The sequence below is a fragment of the Bacteroides sp. 14(A) genome (genome assembly GCF_000526555.1).
Classification (GTDB): domain Bacteria; phylum Bacteroidota; class Bacteroidia; order Bacteroidales; family Bacteroidaceae; genus Bacteroides; species Bacteroides cellulosilyticus.
Genome location: NZ_JAGH01000001.1, coordinates 1,616,089 through 1,635,256 on the forward strand (window position 1 = coordinate 1,616,089; position 19,168 = coordinate 1,635,256).

The 19,168-nt window shown below is 40.9% G+C and carries 17 protein-coding genes; 8 read left to right on the plus strand and 9 right to left on the minus strand.

Features of this window, described 5'->3' with window-relative positions; genetic code table 11:
- Positions 1-41: 41 nt before the first annotated feature.
- Positions 42-1,274: a site-specific integrase gene (locus tag K429_RS0105970; RefSeq protein WP_007214628.1), complete on the minus strand. Its 1,233-nt coding sequence runs from the start codon at positions 1,272-1,274 to the stop codon at positions 42-44.
- Positions 1,275-1,469: 195 nt separating this feature from the next.
- On the opposite strand from K429_RS0105970, the gene galB reads away from it, so the two are divergent.
- Together galB and K429_RS0105980 are read left to right on the plus strand one after the other, a co-directional pair.
- Complete coding sequence (galB, locus tag K429_RS0105975; protein ID WP_025726333.1) at positions 1,470-4,091, plus strand: beta-galactosidase GalB; 2,622 nt, start codon at positions 1,470-1,472, stop codon at positions 4,089-4,091.
- A gap of 88 nt (positions 4,092-4,179) precedes the next feature.
- The gene (locus K429_RS0105980) at positions 4,180-5,304 is read left to right on the plus strand and encodes a S9 family peptidase (RefSeq protein ID WP_231501817.1); all 1,125 of its coding nucleotides are present in this window, start codon (positions 4,180-4,182) and stop codon (positions 5,302-5,304) included.
- A gap of 388 nt (positions 5,305-5,692) precedes the next feature.
- On the opposite strand, the gene K429_RS0105985 is transcribed toward K429_RS0105980, so the two are convergent.
- Together K429_RS0105985 and K429_RS0105990 are read right to left on the minus strand one after the other, a co-directional pair.
- Positions 5,693-6,172: a copper resistance protein NlpE N-terminal domain-containing protein gene (locus tag K429_RS0105985; RefSeq protein ID WP_007214623.1), complete on the minus strand. Its 480-nt coding sequence runs from the start codon at positions 6,170-6,172 to the stop codon at positions 5,693-5,695.
- Between the two features lie 40 nt (positions 6,173-6,212).
- Complete coding sequence (locus K429_RS0105990; RefSeq protein WP_007214622.1) at positions 6,213-7,505, minus strand: hemolysin family protein; 1,293 nt, start codon at positions 7,503-7,505, stop codon at positions 6,213-6,215.
- Between the two features lie 98 nt (positions 7,506-7,603).
- Here K429_RS0105990 and K429_RS0105995 point away from each other — a divergent pair, with 98 nt between their 5' ends.
- Positions 7,604-8,422 (plus strand): alpha/beta hydrolase family protein, encoded by an 819-nt coding sequence (locus tag K429_RS0105995; protein WP_025726335.1) that lies wholly within the window; start codon positions 7,604-7,606, stop codon positions 8,420-8,422.
- Positions 8,423-8,432: 10 nt separating this feature from the next.
- Here the strand turns inward: K429_RS0105995 and K429_RS0106000 are convergent, their stop codons facing one another.
- On the minus strand, positions 8,433-9,287 hold the full coding sequence (locus K429_RS0106000; RefSeq protein WP_025726336.1) for a DUF4595 domain-containing protein: 855 nt from the start codon (positions 9,285-9,287) through the stop codon (positions 8,433-8,435).
- A 6-nt stretch (positions 9,288-9,293) separates the two neighbouring features.
- Positions 9,294-10,640 carry a S41 family peptidase gene (locus K429_RS0106005; protein ID WP_025726337.1) on the minus strand — a complete coding sequence of 449 codons (1,347 nt, stop codon included), beginning with the start codon at positions 10,638-10,640 and terminating at the stop codon, positions 9,294-9,296.
- A gap of 156 nt (positions 10,641-10,796) precedes the next feature.
- On the opposite strand from K429_RS0106005, the gene K429_RS0106010 reads away from it, so the two are divergent.
- Both K429_RS0106010 and mnmA read left to right on the plus strand, forming a co-directional pair.
- Positions 10,797-12,083, plus strand: a complete 1,287-nt coding sequence (locus K429_RS0106010) for an O-acetylhomoserine aminocarboxypropyltransferase/cysteine synthase family protein (protein WP_007217527.1) — start codon at positions 10,797-10,799, stop codon at positions 12,081-12,083.
- Between the two features lie 435 nt (positions 12,084-12,518).
- Positions 12,519-13,580 carry a tRNA 2-thiouridine(34) synthase MnmA gene (gene mnmA, locus K429_RS0106015; protein WP_025726338.1) on the plus strand — a complete coding sequence of 354 codons (1,062 nt, stop codon included), beginning with the start codon at positions 12,519-12,521 and terminating at the stop codon, positions 13,578-13,580.
- Positions 13,581-13,589: 9 nt separating this feature from the next.
- On the opposite strand, the gene K429_RS0106020 is transcribed toward mnmA, so the two are convergent.
- The 3 genes from K429_RS0106020 to nhaC all read right to left on the minus strand — a co-directional run bounded on the left by K429_RS0106020 (position 13,590) and on the right by nhaC (position 16,413).
- Complete coding sequence (locus tag K429_RS0106020) at positions 13,590-14,249, minus strand: response regulator transcription factor (protein WP_007214616.1); 660 nt, start codon at positions 14,247-14,249, stop codon at positions 13,590-13,592.
- A 91-nt stretch (positions 14,250-14,340) separates the two neighbouring features.
- Positions 14,341-14,931 carry a DUF4251 domain-containing protein gene (locus K429_RS0106025; protein WP_007214615.1) on the minus strand — a complete coding sequence of 197 codons (591 nt, stop codon included), beginning with the start codon at positions 14,929-14,931 and terminating at the stop codon, positions 14,341-14,343.
- 54 nt (positions 14,932-14,985) lie between these two features.
- Complete coding sequence (nhaC, locus tag K429_RS0106030) at positions 14,986-16,413, minus strand: Na+/H+ antiporter NhaC (protein WP_025726339.1); 1,428 nt, start codon at positions 16,411-16,413, stop codon at positions 14,986-14,988.
- Positions 16,414-16,581: 168 nt separating this feature from the next.
- Between nhaC and K429_RS0106035 the strand changes: the two genes are divergently transcribed.
- On the plus strand, positions 16,582-17,655 hold the full coding sequence (locus K429_RS0106035; RefSeq protein WP_007214611.1) for a sugar kinase: 1,074 nt from the start codon (positions 16,582-16,584) through the stop codon (positions 17,653-17,655).
- A gap of 119 nt (positions 17,656-17,774) precedes the next feature.
- Here K429_RS0106035 and K429_RS0106040 read toward each other — a convergent pair whose 3' ends face one another.
- Entirely contained in the window at positions 17,775-18,107 is a 333-nt protein-coding gene (locus tag K429_RS0106040) for a DUF3795 domain-containing protein (RefSeq protein WP_025726340.1), read from the minus strand.
- 144 nt (positions 18,108-18,251) lie between these two features.
- Between K429_RS0106040 and K429_RS0106045 the strand changes: the two genes are divergently transcribed.
- On the plus strand, positions 18,252-18,836 hold the full coding sequence (locus K429_RS0106045) for a hypothetical protein (protein WP_025726341.1): 585 nt from the start codon (positions 18,252-18,254) through the stop codon (positions 18,834-18,836).
- Positions 18,837-18,839: 3 nt separating this feature from the next.
- Positions 18,840-19,136, plus strand: a complete 297-nt coding sequence (locus K429_RS0106050; protein ID WP_007214608.1) for a transcriptional regulator — start codon at positions 18,840-18,842, stop codon at positions 19,134-19,136.
- Positions 19,137-19,168: the final 32 nt, after the last annotated feature.

Genomic DNA, 19,168 nt, shown 5'->3' on the forward strand with positions numbered 1-19,168 from the left:
CCGTCACTACGGAACATGCTATTTACATATACATATTTGTTTTATAGATCGAACCTTGTTAAGAGTATTGAATTTTTTTTCCTTTCTTCAGCTTCAAAACTTGCGAGATAGTTTTCGGTAATAGCTAAATTGGAATGCCCAAGGCTTTCAGATATGTAGGAAATGTTGACACCACTGCGCTTTAATACTGTTGCAAATGAATGACGCGCTGAATAGGTCGTGACGCGTGGAATGCCTGTCTTATGGGAAATTTTATAAAGTATCTGATTACATTCAGTGACAACATCCCTTACCAGTTTTACTCTTTCAAACGGATTTTCTTTTCCGGTAGCGAAAGGAAAAATATAAGTTTCAGGTGACTTAGGTGGATTCCCCCATTTCTCTATTATCTTTTGCATCTCGGGCGTGATGACTGCATGGATAATCTTACTGTGTTTGGTGTTTCTGGCTGTTTTTGCACGTATGAAGCAGATTTCTCCATTGATGATATTGGAGTACTGTAAGTATAATAAATCACGAAAATTAATGCCATTACATAAATAAGAGAAGAACCACAGATCACGATAAATTTCAGTCTTTTGGGTTCCATCATTATAAGTAATAATTTTCTTTATTTCTTTCAGGTTTAATGCCAATTTGCGTCCACATCCAGTGGGTACTTCATACTTTCCTTTTCCAAAAGGATACTGACTTTCTTTGATGATACCATCTTTACGTGCTATATTGAGAATACATTTGAGATTTCTGAAATAAAATCCCATGCTGGAGTAGCTGATTCCTAACGCGGATAAGTGATGTTCAAAACGGTTTAACCAGTTGATGGTAATTTCATGAAAAGAAATGTGCTTTCCTGCAAACTGTTCTATTTTGTTTAATGAACCTTTATAAGACAGATAAGTATTGGCTTGTCCATTTTCCTTTAACTCCTCTAACTTCTTATGAAATAAAGCATTCACTGAAAAATCAGAATATCTACCTAAGCGTGCATTTAAGATGTCAAAATGAAATTCACCTTGAAAAGATAGAAATTCGACTTGCTGCCTGATTAAAGAAAAACTATTTTCGATGTTACGCCGTACTTCAGATAAGTGACGATTTTTGGTATGTGGTAATACTTCCCAGTCTCTAATAGAAACTTCTTGCCCGGTGGAGTAATATTTCTGTTTTCTGTTGTGGATAACTTGTACTTTTATGGGAAATAATCCATTCATCTTTTGTTTTCTTTTATCTAATACTGTGAGTACGGAAACTCCATCCTTAGAATATTTGTACATGGCTTTTTAAATTTGTTGGTTATTAACTATGAATTGAAACTGTATTTAGCAACATGCTATTTGCATACAAAGTTGATAAATAAGGTCCATATTAAAAGATATTTGAGACAGTATTAACAGAAACATAGATAATATTGATAATCGTCTATCTTTCTATTCCTTACTTTTGTAGTGCTAACAATTTAACAGAATAGTATGAAAAACAGATTTCTTATTTTATTGAGTTTTGTACTCATTGTGGGGCGAGATGCTGTTTGTGCAAATACCTCAATGGTGCGTGAGCGCATAAACATTAATCGTGACTGGCGTTATCAGATAGATGATCCGGATGGGGTAGGTGCTGCATTACATTACTCTAGACTAAAGCCTTATTTATTACCTTGTGCCAATGACTTTATTATATTTGGGAAGAGGTATCAGAGACCGGAAGGCAATCCGGGAGAAAATATAGCCTATGTAAAATCTGATTTTGATGATAGTGAATGGCGATATCTGAATTTACCCCATGATTGGGCTATTGAAGGGCCTTTCAATATTGACTATAACGGTTCGACTGGAAAGTTACCTTATTGGGGGATACGCTGGTATCGTAAAACACTGGAGTTATCGCAGGATGATGCCGGGAAACAAATTTATCTTGATATTGATGGGGCGATGTCATACGCTTCCGTGTGGTGTAACGGGCAATATGTGGGTGGATGGCCTTATGGCTATGCTTCTTTTCGTCTTGATCTGACACCTTATATAAAGGCCGGACAAAAGAATGTGTTGGCTATTCGATTGGATAATCCGGACGATACTTCACGTTGGTATCCGGGTAGTGGTATTTATCGGAATGTATGGTTAGTGAAAACGTCTCCTGTTCACGTGGAACAATGGGGAACTTTTGTACGAAACCAGCAGGTTGATTCTGAAATTGCTGTTATGGAAATGGGAGTGAATATTGAGAATCATGCTGGAAAAGATGTTCAGGTAAAGTTGCAGACAAGTGTATATCTGCAAGGGAAAGATGGACGTCCTGTGGGGGAAGAGGTGACTCAAAGTATGACTAAGGATATTGCGATTAAAAAAGATAGCTGGTCGAGTGCCCGCTTTCAATTTAAAGTAGATAAACCGAAGTTGTGGGATATTGATACTCCGAATTGCTATGTAGCGGTCAGCCGGGTATTCATGGATGGAAAAGAAATGGATAGTTATGAAACTCCTTTTGGAATTCGTACAATTGAATTTACCCATGACCAAGGTTTCATGCTGAATGGACAAAAGGTAGCTATTAAAGGTGTGTGTATGCATCATGATTTGGGCGCTTTGGGCGCTGCTTTTAATGAAGTGGCTGCCGAAAGGCAGTTGCGTATCATGAAAGAGATGGGTGCAAATGCCATTCGTACTTCACATAACCCACCGGCACCGGAGTTGGTTGCTCTCTGTGACCGTATGGGACTGATGATGCAGCTTGAATTAGCAGATACTTGGCAAAAAGGGAAACGCAAGAATGATTATAATCTTCTTTTTGATGATTGGAGTGAAGCAGATATGCGCTCGTTGGTACGTCATTATCGTAATCATCCTTCTGTAATTATGTGGAGTATAGGTAATGAAATGCCTGATCAGACGACTGATCAGGGAGTCATAATAGCTCGTAATCTGACAGCTTACTGTCACGATGAAGATCCTACACGGCCTACTTCTTTAGGGTGTAATAAGCGGGATGCTGTTTTCCGTGATATTGTGAATCAGGTGGATATATTTGGTCTGAACTATTTCCATAAAACTTACCCGGTTTTTAAAGAGCAGAATCCTACTCGCCGTTATCATGCCAGTGAAACTTCCTCTGCAACGAGTTCTCGTGGGGAATATTTCTTCCCTGTAACTACTGACGTTAACGATAGCCGTTCCGGCTTCCAGCTTTCATCGTATGATATGACAACTATAGGATGGGGATGTGCTCCTGAGGTTCAATTTAAAATGAATGAAGAATATCCGTTTATGAGTGGTGAGTTTGTGTGGACCGGATTCGATTACTTGGGCGAACCTACTCCTTATAATAAAGACCTGACCAATTTGTTAAACTTCAGTGATCCGAATGAATTAGAAAAGGCTCGAAAGGAATTGGAAGAGTTAGGCAAAATTAAGACACCTTCCCGCAGTTCTTATTTTGGTATTGTCGATTTATGTGGTTTTCCGAAGGATCGTTATTACAACTATAAGAGTTATTGGCGTCCTGATGTGCCTACTGTGCATATATTGCCTCATTGGAACTGGCAAGAGCGGATTGGTGAAATAACTCCCGTTCATATTTATACTTCGGGAGATGCTGTTGAACTGTTTTTGAATGGTAAGTCACTGGGGCGTAGAGAGAAAGCTCATTCGTATGACCGTTTGACCTGGGATGATGTGCGTTACGAGCCGGGAAGTTTGAGAGCCATAGCTTATAAGAACGGTCAGAAATGGGCGGAAGAACTTGTAGAAACTACTGGAAAACCAGCCGCTTTACAAGTGACAGCAGAGAAAACAGAGCTTAAAAATGATGGTACTGATTTATCATTTATCCGTGTAGCTGTTGTGGACTCTCAAGGTCGTGTTGTTCCTCGTTCTAAGAATCATTTGAAGTTTTCTGTAACAGGGCCTGCTGAGATTATAGCTACAGATAATGGAGACGCAACCAGCCTATTACCATTCCAGTTATCAGAAAGAGATGCTTATAACGGTTTGGCATTAGTCATTTTGCGTAGCCAGTATATGAAGCAGGGAAAAGTAGTACTTACAGTAGAATCTAAGGGGCTTCCGAAACAAAAGATTGCATTAAAGGTAGAATGATGTTATGAGTATAAATTGCAGTTTTAGGATTATTATCATTTATTTCTGTTTGTATTTGAGTGGATTAAGTGTATCGGTACAAGTACAAGTGAGAAATACAATATGGAATGGAGAGGACTTTCTTTGTACTCCTGCCTGTCGGGTAGTAAAAGAGGATTCTATACGTTCTCTTATATTCGAATCTGTTTCTTATAAAGGACAGGCTAAATCTGTTTTTGCCTATTATGCTACCCCTGCTATGTTACAAGGCAACAGCTCTCAGGAGAAAAAGTTACCGGGGATTATACTGGTACATGGCGGTGGTGGGACAGCTTTCCGGGAATGGGTTGTAATGTGGGCAAAGCGGGGGTATGCAGCCCTTGCTTTAGACACGCGTGGTAATGGTCCGGATAAAAAACACATTGATGGAGGCTTTGATGAAAATGAAAAGGAGACACCTTATTTTGATGTCACTTTACCTCAAAAAGAACAGTGGGTATATCAGGCTGTCAGCGATATTTTCAATGCGCATTCTCTACTTCTGAGCTTCCCGGAAGTCGATGTGGAGCGTACTGCCATTACTGGTATAAGTTGGGGTGGGGTATTGACTTGCATTGCAGCTTCATTAGATTCTCGGTTTCGGGTAGCCGTTCCTGTCTACGGTTGTGGGTTTCTTTCTGAAAGCGGGCGAATGAAACAACAACTGGATGGTTTGCCTGACGAACAAAGAGAAATATGGCTGAAACAGTATGATCCATCCAACTATTTACCCCGGATGGAGAGGCCGATATTGTTTATAAACGGAACCAATGACGTACATTTTTATCTGCCATCTATGGCACGGAGTGCAGTATTGGCTTCACAGTCCGGGTTATTGATAAAACAAGGTTTGCGCCATAGTCACAAATATGGTTGGCAAAGTGAAGAGATAGCTGCATTTATAGATCAATATCTTCGTGATGTGAAGCCTTTGGCCCAAATAACAAATGAGAAAGTAGAAGAAGGACTTGTATCAGGCGAGATCATTTCATCTACTCCTGTGGAGAAGGCCACCTTGCATTACACTACAGATTCAGGACAGGAACGGGAGAAATATCATTGGCAAGCAATAGAAAGTAAGGTAGAGAAGAATAAATGGAGAATTCCTCTGCCAGCAGGTATTACTACCTGGTATGTCAATATAACCGATGTGAGAGGCTATCAGATATCGGGTGAACTGCACATTGGTAATTGATTTTCGTTTCACTTTTGTCTGAAGCATTATAAAAAATAAAAGCGGCTGCCTCACAACAGTCGCTTTCAATTAACAATCTACCTTAATAACCTATGAGATAATACCTATTTACCAACTAACTATGAATTTAAAAAGCCTATGAATTTAATTTCTATTTATATAGTAAGAATAATAGTTTCTCTATGAGCCTCTCTCTTTATTGGATAGGACAAAGATATGCGTAACAATGATAATGGACTTAAAATATTATTCCAATCATTATATATATTGTTTCAGTTACTCCATTTTTATATGAAAATAGTACATTCTTGGTTCAGCGTTATTGGAAAGGGATAAAAAAAGGGGAACCAAACAAAAGTTGGCTCCCCCACATGAAATGTTTTGCTGATTATTTCTTCACTTGAATAATATCGTAGTTCAGGTCGCTGACAGCTTCTTGCAGACTATCGTTAACCAAACGTAAAGTGGTATCGTTCACTACTACGAAGTAGACGGGAGCGTCACCATCACTCGGTGTCAGTTTGTAGGCTGTCTTTTGTTTGTTGTTCACTGTCTTCTTGATGACTTGTTTCTTACCTTTGGAAGTGAAGCTCTTGTTCTTTCCTTGACCTTCCGCATCCAAGTAAGTAGTAACCAAAGTATAACCGCTTTCTCCGTCAGGACCTACACTGTCCACGCTCAATACGTATTGGATACCCGGGCCGTCGGCAGCAGGAAGAAGACCTTCGTATACGGCTACGGCAGAAGAATCATTCCCGGCAACTGTCAACACTCCTTCACCTACGGCGGAATCATTGTTCTGGGTTCCTTTTGATTGGCAGGATACCAATGCAGCAGCGATGGCTGCAATCATCATTACTTTTTTCATTGCTTTAATGGTTTAAGTTAATATATAATGCAAATTCACACTATTCTTCCTCTTCTTTTTTGATAACGAGCAGTTTATCCACTCGTCCACGATCCATGTCCACAACTTCAAACTGTAGGTTCTTGTAGCTGAACAAGTCTCCTGCTTTAGGTACCCGCCCGATGAGGAACATGGCGAGACCGCTTAGTGTGGTAAAGTCTTCTTCTTTCAGATCATCATAGCTCAGGATACCCATCTCTTCCATAAAATCATCTACATTCATAGAAGCCTCAACGAGCATCGAGCCATCTTGCCGGGTGACGATATCTTCTTCTTCCATTTCGTTTTCTTCAAGGATGTCTCCGAAGATACTTTCCGTCAGATCATGCAAGGTGATAATGCCTGCTGTGTTACCATACTCGTCTACAACAACTCCGAACTTATTTTTGTTCTTCTTAAATAGCTCTAAAACTTTCTTGGCATATAAACTTTCCGGAATAAACAGGGGAGAGCGCGCGATACCGCGTAAATCGAAGGGGTGATCATTGCCTAACATCAGAATAATATCTTTGACGGACACTACTCCGATAATATCATCTTTTCCTTTCTCTACCAACAGGTATTTGCTGAAATGTTGTTCGCGGATAATGTGTAGTACCTCATCACGTGTGTATGTAGGATGTAGTACGACAAGGTCACGGCGGTAAGTCATCAGTTCATTGGCCCGCTTATCTGAGAATCGGAATACGTCCCGTAACATTTCCGTTTCCTCCTTATCAATAACACCCTGTTCTGAACTTTGGTGCAGAATCATTTTTAATTCTTCCTGTGTCATGGGACGTTCTTCTCCATTGTTCAGGCCGATTAGTTTATTCACTATCTTGGTTGAGAAACTGAGTAAACAGACGAATGGATAAGACACTTTGGTCAGTAAAATCATGACCGGACTAAGTAGAGTTGCATATCGTTCCGGATTACTCAGTGCTATGGACTTGGGTACCAACTCACCGATGATGAGTGAAAGGTACGTAATGATTGCCACTGTTGTAATCATGGCAAGGTCTTTAGCATAGGGAGCGACTCCAGGAATGGAGGCGAATAACGGTGCTACATTGTCGGCAATGGCTACACCACCGAAAGCACCGGATACAATACCGATAAGTGTGATACCAATCTGAATGGTAGAAAGAAACTTCTCGGGCTCTTCCAACTGTTTCAGTACTCCTTTGGCTCTTTTGTTTCCCTTTCCTGCGAGGGTTTCGAGTCGTGCTTTGCTGGATGACACCAACGCTATTTCATACATGGCAAAGACACCGTTCAGCACTAATAAAAATAGAATAATAATAAATTCCATATAGGTTATGAATAGTTTATATTGCAAAATTACTAATTTTTTGAATTTTATTACTAATATTGCTGCCTATTTATAGAGATTATTAAAGAATGAAAGACATGAAAAGAAAACAAATTTTATTTAGCGTTTTATTGCTGTTTTCAGTTGTTGCGACACAGGCGGCACGAGTAGATACCGTTATGGTAAAAAGCCCATCCATGAATAAAGAAGTACAAGTGGTATATGTACTCCCTGATAAAGCATTGGGTGAGGAAGCTGAGGCTTGTCCGGTAGTTTATTTGTTGCACGGCTATGGTGGTAATGCACGTAGTTGGGTAGGATTGAAACCGGAGTTACCTAAGATTGCAGATGAAAAAGGAATTATCTTCGTATGTCCTGATGGTAAAAACAGTTGGTATTGGGATAGCCCTAAAAATCAGGCTTATCGTTATGAAACTTTTGTAGCTTCGGAACTGGTGAAATATACAGATAAAAACTATGCTACTATTCCAGAGAAAAATGGACGAGCCATTACTGGATTGAGCATGGGTGGACATGGTGCTTTGTGGCTTGCAATCCGTCATAAAGAGATATTTGGTGCAGGAGGAAGTACCAGTGGTGGAGTGGATATTCGCCCTTTTCCGAAGAATTGGGAGATGAACAAACAACTCGGTGATTATGAGTCTGATAAGACTTTATGGGATCAGCATACAGTGATTACTCAAGTTGATAAAATCAAGGATGGTGATCTGGCATTGATTATTGATTGTGGTGAACAAGATTTCTTTTTGGAAGTGAATAAAGCATTACATAAGATTCTGCTGGAAAAAAATATCAGCCATGATTTCATTACCCGTCCCGGTGGGCATAACGGGCAATACTGGAATAATTCTATTGACTATCAGATTCTCTTCTTCGATAAATTCTTCAAGAAGTAATATCCTTAGTTTATTTCATGATATAATCTACGGTACGTGCATAGTCCGTACCGTAACTTTTGGTTAACTCGCTGCATGAGATGTCGACATCTTTCTTGTCGAACCTATAAGTGTAAGTGGTGGTTTCGTTACTTCCACTGTTATCCTCTGGTCTGAGATCAGTAATCAGAGTATTGTATGCATCTCCCAAGAATTTCCCATAAATGGCAACCGAGTGGAATGAAAGGGGATATAGATCTGTCAGGAATAGGTACGGAATCTCTGAAGTGTTGGCTATTTCATTGCCGGTAGATGTGCTGGCTATGTAAGTTTGTTCGGACTTGTCAACCTGCTGGGTGATGCGTAGTGTTCTATAGCTACTATAATCTATGTTGATAGAAGAATAGGACTTATTTCCGTCTAATGTTTCTGTTATATTTTTCAGGAAGTATTTTCCCTCTGTATTGATAAGATAATCGAAAGTATAAGAGCGTATTTTACCATCCATTTCTTGGCGCACGCAACTTATAGCATAGCCATTATCATCCAACGTGTAGGTCGAGATATTATTAATTTCATCTGTTACTACAGCCTGATGATCTCCATAAACAACATTTGTTGCATTTTCTATCTTAAACAATTCTCCTCCAGCTACGAAACTTTGTGTAGATGTAAAGTTAATCAATCGACCGGCACTATAATCGTAAGTCTGAGTAACAGTAACAGCTGGTGCACCTGGCTCTTCCTTGACTTCCTTTAATTCTATTTTAGAGAAATGAGTTACAGGATATCCCGGATTATCGGGTATATCTGAGCCCTCGTCATTGTCACTACAAGCTGTCAATCCTCCTATGAATAGTAAAGCTATGAAAATATTCTTCTTCATTCTGGGTTATTTAATGATAAGACCATTGCGGAAATAGCGCTTTACTTTCACACTTTTCACTACTGTCATTTGAGTTTCGGGTTCTGGTTTAGGTTCAGGGAGCACGATACTACCATCGATGATACCTATTGCTGCACTGAACAAAGCCTCGTTAGGATCTCCTAATGGCAGTACTTTTGCAAAATCACTCAGTTCACTGACTGCATAATTCGGTGTGAAACCTTTGGTGTAGTCCGCCTCACCTTCTGAATTGAATACTTGGCATACAACAGGGCGAAGCACCCATAAGAATTGATTGCTGGGGAAACTTTCTGTTGCTACGGTTTCTCCCTTGGTTGTGGTGCCTATAGTTATTACTGTCATGTACGGTCTCAAACAATTAATGAGCATTTCCGAAGCGGCAGCAGTTGTACTGCTTGTCAGAACATACACTTTCGATAGATTTAGGTTCACACCTCCTTGCAAAAGCTTGCTGTCGAGTGTGAGTTCGTGGTCTTTATATTTTCGCTTCTGGCTATATTCCAGTGAGGCGAAGGGACTGTTCAATTTGTCGGCAGGTACCAAAATATCTGCCAGAAGTTGTACGCACTCCATTTCTCCACCGGCATTGTAGCGCAAGTCAATAACCAAATCTGTTATATCCTTATCTTTAAAGAACTGCGATAGTTGGAGTAGCTCACTATTATCTTCTTTATTGAAGCTGTTGTATGCCAAGTAACCTACATTTATACTTCCACTGGAGTAAACGTCGTAAGCAGGTATGGCGACGTCCTCTACGGGACGGGCGGCAGGAAGAACTACGTCACGATAAGATTCAATCTTACTTTCATCTTCTCCTTCGTCATTGACAGCTGAAACATATTTTCCTAACAGTAGTTTCTGATTTTCACCTTCAGTCAGTAGTTTCTCCGTTTTTTTGGTGATATAATCATCGTTGATTTGCATGATCCATTCGCCTCGCTTTAATCCGACTTCGGAAGCTGGAGATTCGGGAATGACGTATGTGATAAGTGCATTATAGGCGGTATCATTACCGCTTATCCGATATAGGGAATAGTCGAAGCCATAGCTCGGTGTAGGAGTGGCATACAATGTATCGACACTGGAGTAATCTTTATCAAGTGATGATCTTATTGATTTTAAAAAAGCCTCCGGGGCAAGGAAATAATTCACGTTTTTTGAGTCGGGTATGTCTTCAAACCACAGATATTCTTCTCTCATGACGCTGTCTATCCATAGATCGCGTCCGGTCCATTTGTAATATTCCGGCCAACGGTCTACTCCACAAGAGAATAAGCTCGTCAATGCAAGGACTCCCAATAGTAGGAAAAGCTGTATATTCCTTCTTCTCATCTGTATCTATCGTTTGGTTTTCGTTGCAAATTTAGCGAATAGTTTGTTTATCTACCATAAATGTGGTATAAAATTCCCTATCTTGTGTCATTGCCCATGTCATAACATCCCATTATCTTTGCACTCAATCAATTAATCCTAAAAAATACAAAGACAATGGAAACAAAGAAATTGCATTTCGAGACGCTTCAACTCCATGTAGGACAAGAACAGCCCGACCCGGCTACTGATGCACGTGCCGTGCCCATTTATCAGACTACTTCGTATGTATTCCGCAACTCTGCCCATGCTGCTGCACGCTTTGGTTTGCAAGATCCGGGCAATATCTATGGCCGTTTGACTAACTCTACACAAGGTGTGTTCGAAGCACGTGTAGCTGCTTTAGAAGGTGGTGTTGCCGGATTGGCGGTTGCTTCGGGTGCAGCTGCCGTGACTTACGCTTTAGAGAATATTACTCGTGCCGGAGATCATATCGTATCGGCTAAAACCATCTATGGGGGAACGTATAATCTGTTGGAGCATACTCTGCCTGCCTACGGAGTGACTACTACTTTTGTAGATCCTGCTGATCTCTCGAACTTTGAGAAGGCTATACAGGAGAATACAAAGGCTGTCTATATTGAAACTCTGGGTAACCCAAACTCCAACATTATTGATATTGAAGCTGTTGCTGAGATAGCACATCGTCATAAGATTCCATTGATCATTGATAATACATTTGGCACACCTTACCTGATACGGCCTATTGAGCATGGAGCAGACATCGTGGTACACTCCGCTACGAAGTTTATCGGTGGCCATGGCAGTTCCTTAGGTGGCGTGATTGTGGACGGCGGTAAGTTCGATTGGGCTGCTTCGGGCAAATTTCCTCAACTGACGGAACCGGAGCCTTGCTACCATGGCATACGTTTTACTGAAGCTGCGGGTGCTGCGGCTTACGTTACTCGAATTCGCGCTATCCTGCTTCGTGATACGGGTGCTACCATCAGTCCATTCAATGCTTTTATTTTATTGCAGGGACTGGAAACACTTTCCCTCCGTGTGGAACGTCATGTAGAGAATGCATTGAAGGTGGTTGATTTCTTGAAGAAACATCCTAAAGTGGCAGCGGTGAATCACCCGTCATTGCCGGAACATCCGGATCATGCATTGTATCAAAGGTATTTTCCCAATGGTGCAAGTTCTATCTTTACTTTTGAAGTAAAGGGTGGGGTGAAAGAGGCACAGACATTTATTGATAACCTACAAATTTTCTCACTTCTGGCAAATGTAGCGGATGTTAAGTCGCTCGTTATCCATCCGGCTACCACTACACATTCGCAGTTGAATGAACAGGAGTTGGAAGAACAAGGCATTAAGCCGGGAACGGTGCGTCTGTCTATCGGTACGGAGCATATTGCTGATTTGCTGGATGACTTGGCTCAAGCGTTGGATAAAATATAATTGCTTCATAACGTATTAGAAAGGAACAAAAGTGATTAGGGTTTAGTGATAAGTGATTAGCGCCATTCGGTATATTATTTTTCAGACGCGGATGACGCGGATAACGCGGATTTAAAAGGCTGCGCTATAAAAAAAGATCCGCGTCATCCGCGTCATCCGTGTCTAAAAGATTATTTATCATTTTAGTTCATAACCCTACAGTAATGAGTCTATTTCTTATTTTTTGCCGATTGTTTGTTCTGATTTATTAATGTTGAAAGGGAGGTTTGTAATTGCTTGATTATCAGTGCTGTTATAATGTTCCTATCTCAGTCCTATACTGAGATACCCTAAGTATGATACTGAGGTACCCTAAGTATACGACTGAGATAGGCTAAATATACAATTGTGCTTCTAATATTTATTTATTGTAAGTAATATTCTAAACTATTTTGAATGAATATATCTGTTTTATTATCAGGAGGTGTTGATAGTTCAGTTGTCGTACACCTTCTTTGTGAGCAAGGGTATCGGCCGTCTCTGTTTTATATTAAGATAGGAATGGACGACACCGATTATATGGATTGTTCTGCTGAAGAAGATTGGGAGATGGCTACGGCTATTGCACATCGTTACGGATTGCCTTTGGAAATGGTAGATTTGCAGAAAGAATATTGGGAACAAGTTGCTGCTTATGCCATTGATAAAATTCGTCGTGGATTGACTCCTAATCCGGATGTGATGTGTAACCGCTTCATTAAGTTCGGTTGCTTTGAACAGAAGGTAGGCAAAGAGTTTGATTTTACTGCTACCGGTCATTACGCCACTACGGTCCATAAAGATGGTAAGGTATGGCTGGGCACAGCTGTCGATCCAGTAAAGGATCAGACCGATTTTCTTGCGCAGATTGATTATTTGCAAGTCTCCAAACTGATGTTCCCCCTTGGTGGATTGATGAAACAGGAAGTACGGGACATTGCCCGCAATGCAGGACTGCCTACTGCCCGTCGCCGTGACAGTCAGGGTATTTGCTTTCTGGGAAAAATCAACTACAATGACTTTGTGCGTCGTTTCCTTGGTGAACGGCAAGGAGATATTATAGAATTGGAGACTGGAAAGAAAATCGGTACACACCGGGGGTACTGGTTTCATACCATCGGACAGCGCAAAGGATTGGGATTGAGTGGTGGTCCTTGGTTTGTCATTCGGAAAGACGTTGAGGCAAATGTTCTTTATGTCTCACGGGGATATGATACCCAATGGCAGTACGGGCGTGAATTTAAGATTCATGATTTTCATTTCATTACAGAAAATCCCTGGTTACATAATCAGGAAGTCGATGTAACTTTTAAAATCCGCCATACACCGGAATTTATGAAAGGAAAACTGATACGGGAAGGGGAGATCTATCGTATTGTATCTTCTGAAAATTTGCAGGGTATTGCTCCCGGACAATTCGGTGTCGTATATGATGAAGCTTCCCGAATATGTATCGGCAGTGGAGAGATTGGTATTTGAATAGTCTTTTTATATATAGTATTCCACTAAATCCACAATTCCTGCCTTCATAGCATATTTTGTCGCTTCGTGCACATTATTCACTCCTAATTTACGAAATATGTTTTTGCGGTGGCTGTTTACCGTATGAAAGCTAAGATTCTTCTCCGCCGCAATTTCTTTCGTAGTCTTTCCCAGAGCAATTTCTTTCAGTACACTTCGTTCGGCAGGTGTCAGTAAATCATCTTTCAGCGTGTGGCGTACGGGAGATGCATTGCTGCCGGACAGCAATAGATTACTGACATGATTACAGATAAAACGTTCTTTTCGCGAAGCGCATTGCAATGCCGATAGTATTTCTTCTTTTGAATTATCCTTTAGCACTACTCCGAAAGCCATACTGCTGAATAATACTTGTCGGAGAAATTCCATACTCAATTCATCAGAGAAAAGGAGCCAGTCTGCTTCTTTAAAACGCTCATGCAGGACAATTAACTCATCCGCACCAGAAAAATCAAATAACGTATAGTCCAGTATCACTACTGCTTGCGGATGCAGACGCAGTTGCTGAACTAATTCGGCTTTGTTATCTGCTTCCAGTAACAAGGCTGTGTCTTTCTGACTACTGAGTAGAAACATCATACCTGCTTTGGTGATGTCCTGGTTGTCTGCAATGATAAATTCTCTCATATTTGGATGCAAAAATATAAAAACTCCGCTGCAAATGTACACATTTCTGGCAATTTGCAGCGGAGTGGAAATATATATATTGTAAAGGGCTTTACCAAGAACGTCCTTTAAAGATGCTGGATTGGCTTAATGGAACGAGATTACCAGTCAGCGTCATCGTATTGGAGTTGAAATTCGGGCTGATGGTTACGGTAGCATTGTTTCCACCGTTAGTCAGCGAAATGAAAATCTGTGCAGAGATACCGATACCCTGAATACTGAACTGGCAGTTAACGTTACCTTTCTTGTCAGTTGTAATTTGCATATCCGAGGTAGAACCATCTACAGTTACACCACCGATACCGTTAGGGCCGGGATATACCGTGTTGAATGCTACCTGTACGGTACCACGTCCTTGATTTACCAGTACGAAGTTGGTGTTAGAGTTAACGAAAGCTGTCTGTCCGTTACGGAACATCACCTGGTCGGCTTCCAGTACGAATTGGTGGGCTTTCAATGCGGCTACAGCGTCATCATACGATACTGCGTCGGCTACTTGTTCTTCAGCTTTCAGGCGGGCGCGTTCAGCGTCTCTTTGAGCCTTACGGTCTGCGCGGCGTTCCGCTCTACTTTCTTGTGCATACATGGCGGTTGTTGCCGCACTCATCATCACTAATGCTACTAATGCAATAAACTTTTTCATAATTCTTTAATGTTTAGGTTTTACGATTCTTGTTCGTTTATTGCAAAACAACCTTTATTCGGGATTGTTCACGGGACGCTTCACAATTTTATATCCGATGGCCGCAACGAGGATGCTCATTAATGGACTGATAATGTTGAAAAAGCAATAAGGAAGATAGGTCAGCGTAGATACGTTCAATATCGTTGCCTGCGTCATTCCACAGGTATTCCAGGGTATCAGAGGGGAGGTCACGGTAACAGCATCTTCCGTAGTACGGCTCAATAATCGGTTCTCATATCCTTTTTTCTCATAAATATTGCGAAACATGTTTCCGGTGAGGATAATACTAATGTATTGGTCGGCGGTAGTCAGATTGAGAAACAGTCCGGAGCAAACAGTGGATGCTACAACGCTGACTCTTCCTTTCATGAAACGTATAAAGACTGAAGTTATACTACCCAGCATACCGCTTGCTGTCATGGCACCTCCGAAACACATGGCGCAAAGAATCAACCAGACTGTATTCATCATGCCAGCCATGCCACGTGTAGACACAAGGTCGGTCAGCATACTGTTGCCGGTATCCAGACCGGTGCTTCCGTAGAATGTCATCATTACCCCTTTGAAGATGTTATTTTCTCCTGCTATTTCACGTAGCAAATCCGGTTGGAAGATAATGGCGCAAATACCTGCCAGCATAGTGGATATGAACAAGGTAATGATGGACGGAACTTTTCGAGCAATAAGTATTCCGGTTACCAAGGGAACAATCAGTAACCAGGGAGTGATTGTGAAGGTATCTTTCAGTGATGTGGCAAAGTCCGCCATGTGCGCAGTAGAGTTTGTTTCGATGACGAATCCCATTACTGTAAAGATAACCAGTGTGATAATCAACGATGGAGTGGTTGTAATTAACATATAGCGTATATGCCGGAACAAGGGCACGTCTGTTATGGAGGAAGCAAGTATCGTAGTTTCCGACAGCGGGGAGATTTTATCACCAAAATATGCTCCGGAGATAATAGCTCCTGCTATCCATCCTTCGTTGAACCCTTGCGCTTTGCCAATACCCATCAGTGCGATACCGATAGTGGCGATTGTTGTCCACGAGCTCCCCGTCATGACAGAGATTAGTGCGCAGATGATACAGGTTGATGCCAGAAAAAAGTCAGGATGAATAATTTGCATACCATAATATATAAGGGTAGGGACAATGCCGCTTATCATCCATGCACCGCTCAGTGCACCTATTATCAGCAAGATAATAATTGCTGTAGCAACTCCTGATATATTATTTGTAATAGCGAGTTCGTAATCTTTCCAGGGGACACGGTAGAATGTTATACCTATGAATACGCAAAAAGCAGTAGTGGTCAGTAGGGAAATCTGGCTACCTCCTTCCAGTGCGTCACTTCCGAATGTATGTATGGTGGCAAATAACATTCCTACCAACAGCACGATAGGCAGGAGGGAAACTAAAGGAGAGGGAATTTTTTTCAATGAACTCATTCTGTTTGTTATATCAGTTAAAACTTTGCAAAGTTACAACAAATCTGATGATTATGTTTTATCCCTGCTTTTCCGCCAATAAATATTATTATATCTTTGCGTTTACTTGGAATAAAAATACAACTTTGGTGTTTAGTTAAACTTTATTATTGACAACGTATGTACAAGAAACAAATTGCCACAGATAAGAAAGTAATCACTTTTGGCGAAGTAATGCTGAGGCTTACTGCTCCTGATTTCCTTCGTTTTTCACAAACCAATCAAATGATAGCCACCTACGGTGGCAGTGAAGCTAATGTGGCCGTTTCGTTGGCTAACTTTGGTATTCCTACAGAATTCGTAACCCGCCTGCCGGACAATGCTGTGGCACGTGCCTGCATAGCTTCGCTCCGTGCTAACGGTTTAGGTACGGAAGGCATTGTTTTTGGTGGTAAGCGCATGGGGCTTTATTTTCTGGAAAGTGGTGCGGCATTCCGTAATTCCAATGTGGTTTACGACCGTGAGGGTTCTTCTTTTGCCACATTGCGTCCAGGTATGATTGATTGGGAAAAGATATTCTCCGATGCTGGCTGGTTTCATTGGTCGGGCATTGCTGCGGCTTTGTCACAAGATGGTGCCGATGCATGCCGTGAGGCTCTTGAAATAGCTGACCGTATGGGATTGACTATCTCCTGTGATTTGAATTTCCGTAAGAAACTTTGGAACTATGGGAGTTCCGCTGCCGAAGTCATGCAGCCTTTGGTGCAATACAGTGATGTCATTTTCGGTGCCGAACCGGAATATAAAGAGATACTTGGCATACAACCTGTCGGTTTTAAAGCCGTAGATGCTGAGGATACTACGTTTGAAGCAAATCTTCCTGCTTTTGAAGACTTTGGTCGTCGGGTGGTGGAGCTTGTTCCTCGTTGCCAGAAGGCTTTTCTGGAACTTCGTAATTCCATTACTTCCAATCATAATCTACTGGCTGCCATTCTCTATTCTGATAACACATTGAAGCATACTGGTATTTATGATATCGAGTGCGAGGTGGATCGCGTAGGTGCCGGTGATGCTTTTGTCGGTGGTATGATTTATGGTCTTATAACGTATCCGGATAATGATCAAAAAGCGTTGGAATATGCTTTGGCTGCTTCTGCATTAAAGAATACCGTATACGGTGATTTTAATCATGTGATGGTGGAAGAAGTAGAGAGCCTGATGCAAGGAAATACATCAGGGAGGGTATCACGATAAGACAGTATCTAATTCAAATAAGAGAAAAAGAAACAGCATAGGAGGGTCTCAAATGCTGTTTTTTTATTTTAAAGATAAGATGATATACAGGTTGTAAAGCTGACGAATGCGATAAAATGTTATAGAAGATTTTCTTTAGCACTGGGAGTATGCTGAAAAATTGGACCCACTATCTGGCAGTTATCCAATTCTTTACAATCACCACAGGTGTTAACCCCTTTTTCGTTTACGCATTTGCGGATTGCGCACATATCGCTGCAATACATCGTTTTCACTCCATCCACACGACAGCCCATACAATTAATGGTATCTGCCGTAATCTCCGGTATATTATTCAACTTACTCCACAGTTGAGCTGTTTTTTCTCTTAACTCATTGTCATCTCTGACAGTAGCTATGCGGGCATCGCAACTTTCGCAATCTAATCCGCAACAAGCAATTAATTGTTTCATCATTAGGCTATGACTGTTGATAATTGGTTGATTGCAAATATAGTGATTCTTATGCGGCTTAATCTCATTGAATACATTTTTTCTCGATATTCTTTGCTCCTTTCATTTTTTATATTTTACTTTGCAACACAAAGTACTTTTTATATGGACAGAAATAAAGCAATAGAATCAGTAAATGAGATAAAAGAATTGATGGAAAGATCTTCTAAGTTCGTATCTCTCAGTGGAATGACGGCTGTATTGGCCGGAGTGTATGCATTAGCCGGCGCTTATGTGGCCGGTCAGTTATTAAGATCAGAAGATAATAGGGAAGGACTGATAATGGTTGCCTCACTGGTTTTGATTTTTTCAGTTGTTACCGCCTGTATCTTGTCCTGGTATAAGGCCAAGAAGATGCAACAAAAGCTATTCAGTAAACTAACCTATCGTATTGCATGGAATTTTTCATTGCCGTTGTTGACGGGAGGGTTGTTCTGTATAGCTTTACTGCTACATGAACATTACGGACTGGTATCTTCTGTGATGTTACTTTTCTATGGACTTTCTTTAGTCAATGTGTCTAAGTTCACTTACTCCAATGTAGCATGGTTAGGATATGCTTTTCTTTGCTTGGGTATTGCAGATTGTTTCTTTGAGGGGCATGGTTTAATGTTTTGGACAATTGGTTTTGGTGGATTTCATATTTTATATGGCATGTTGTTTTATTTACAGTACGAAAGAAGGAAATAATAGATGATAGAAGCATTTCAAAATATAAATAAGGCATTTGAAAGTAAAGTCCGTTTGGGTATTATGGCAGTTCTCATGGTAAATGAAGATGCCGATTTCAATACTCTTAAGGAATTACTTTCACTGACGGACGGTAACCTGGCAAGTCATACAAGGGCTTTGGAGGAACTGGGTTATATCGTTTGTCAGAAGAGCTTTGTGGGGAGGAAGCCGAAAACATCTTTCCGGGCTACTTCCGAAGGAAAGAAAGCTTTCAAAACTCACATAGAAGCATTGGAGAATTTTCTGAAATCAACATAGATGTTTGGCTTCACACAAAACCGGACAATACT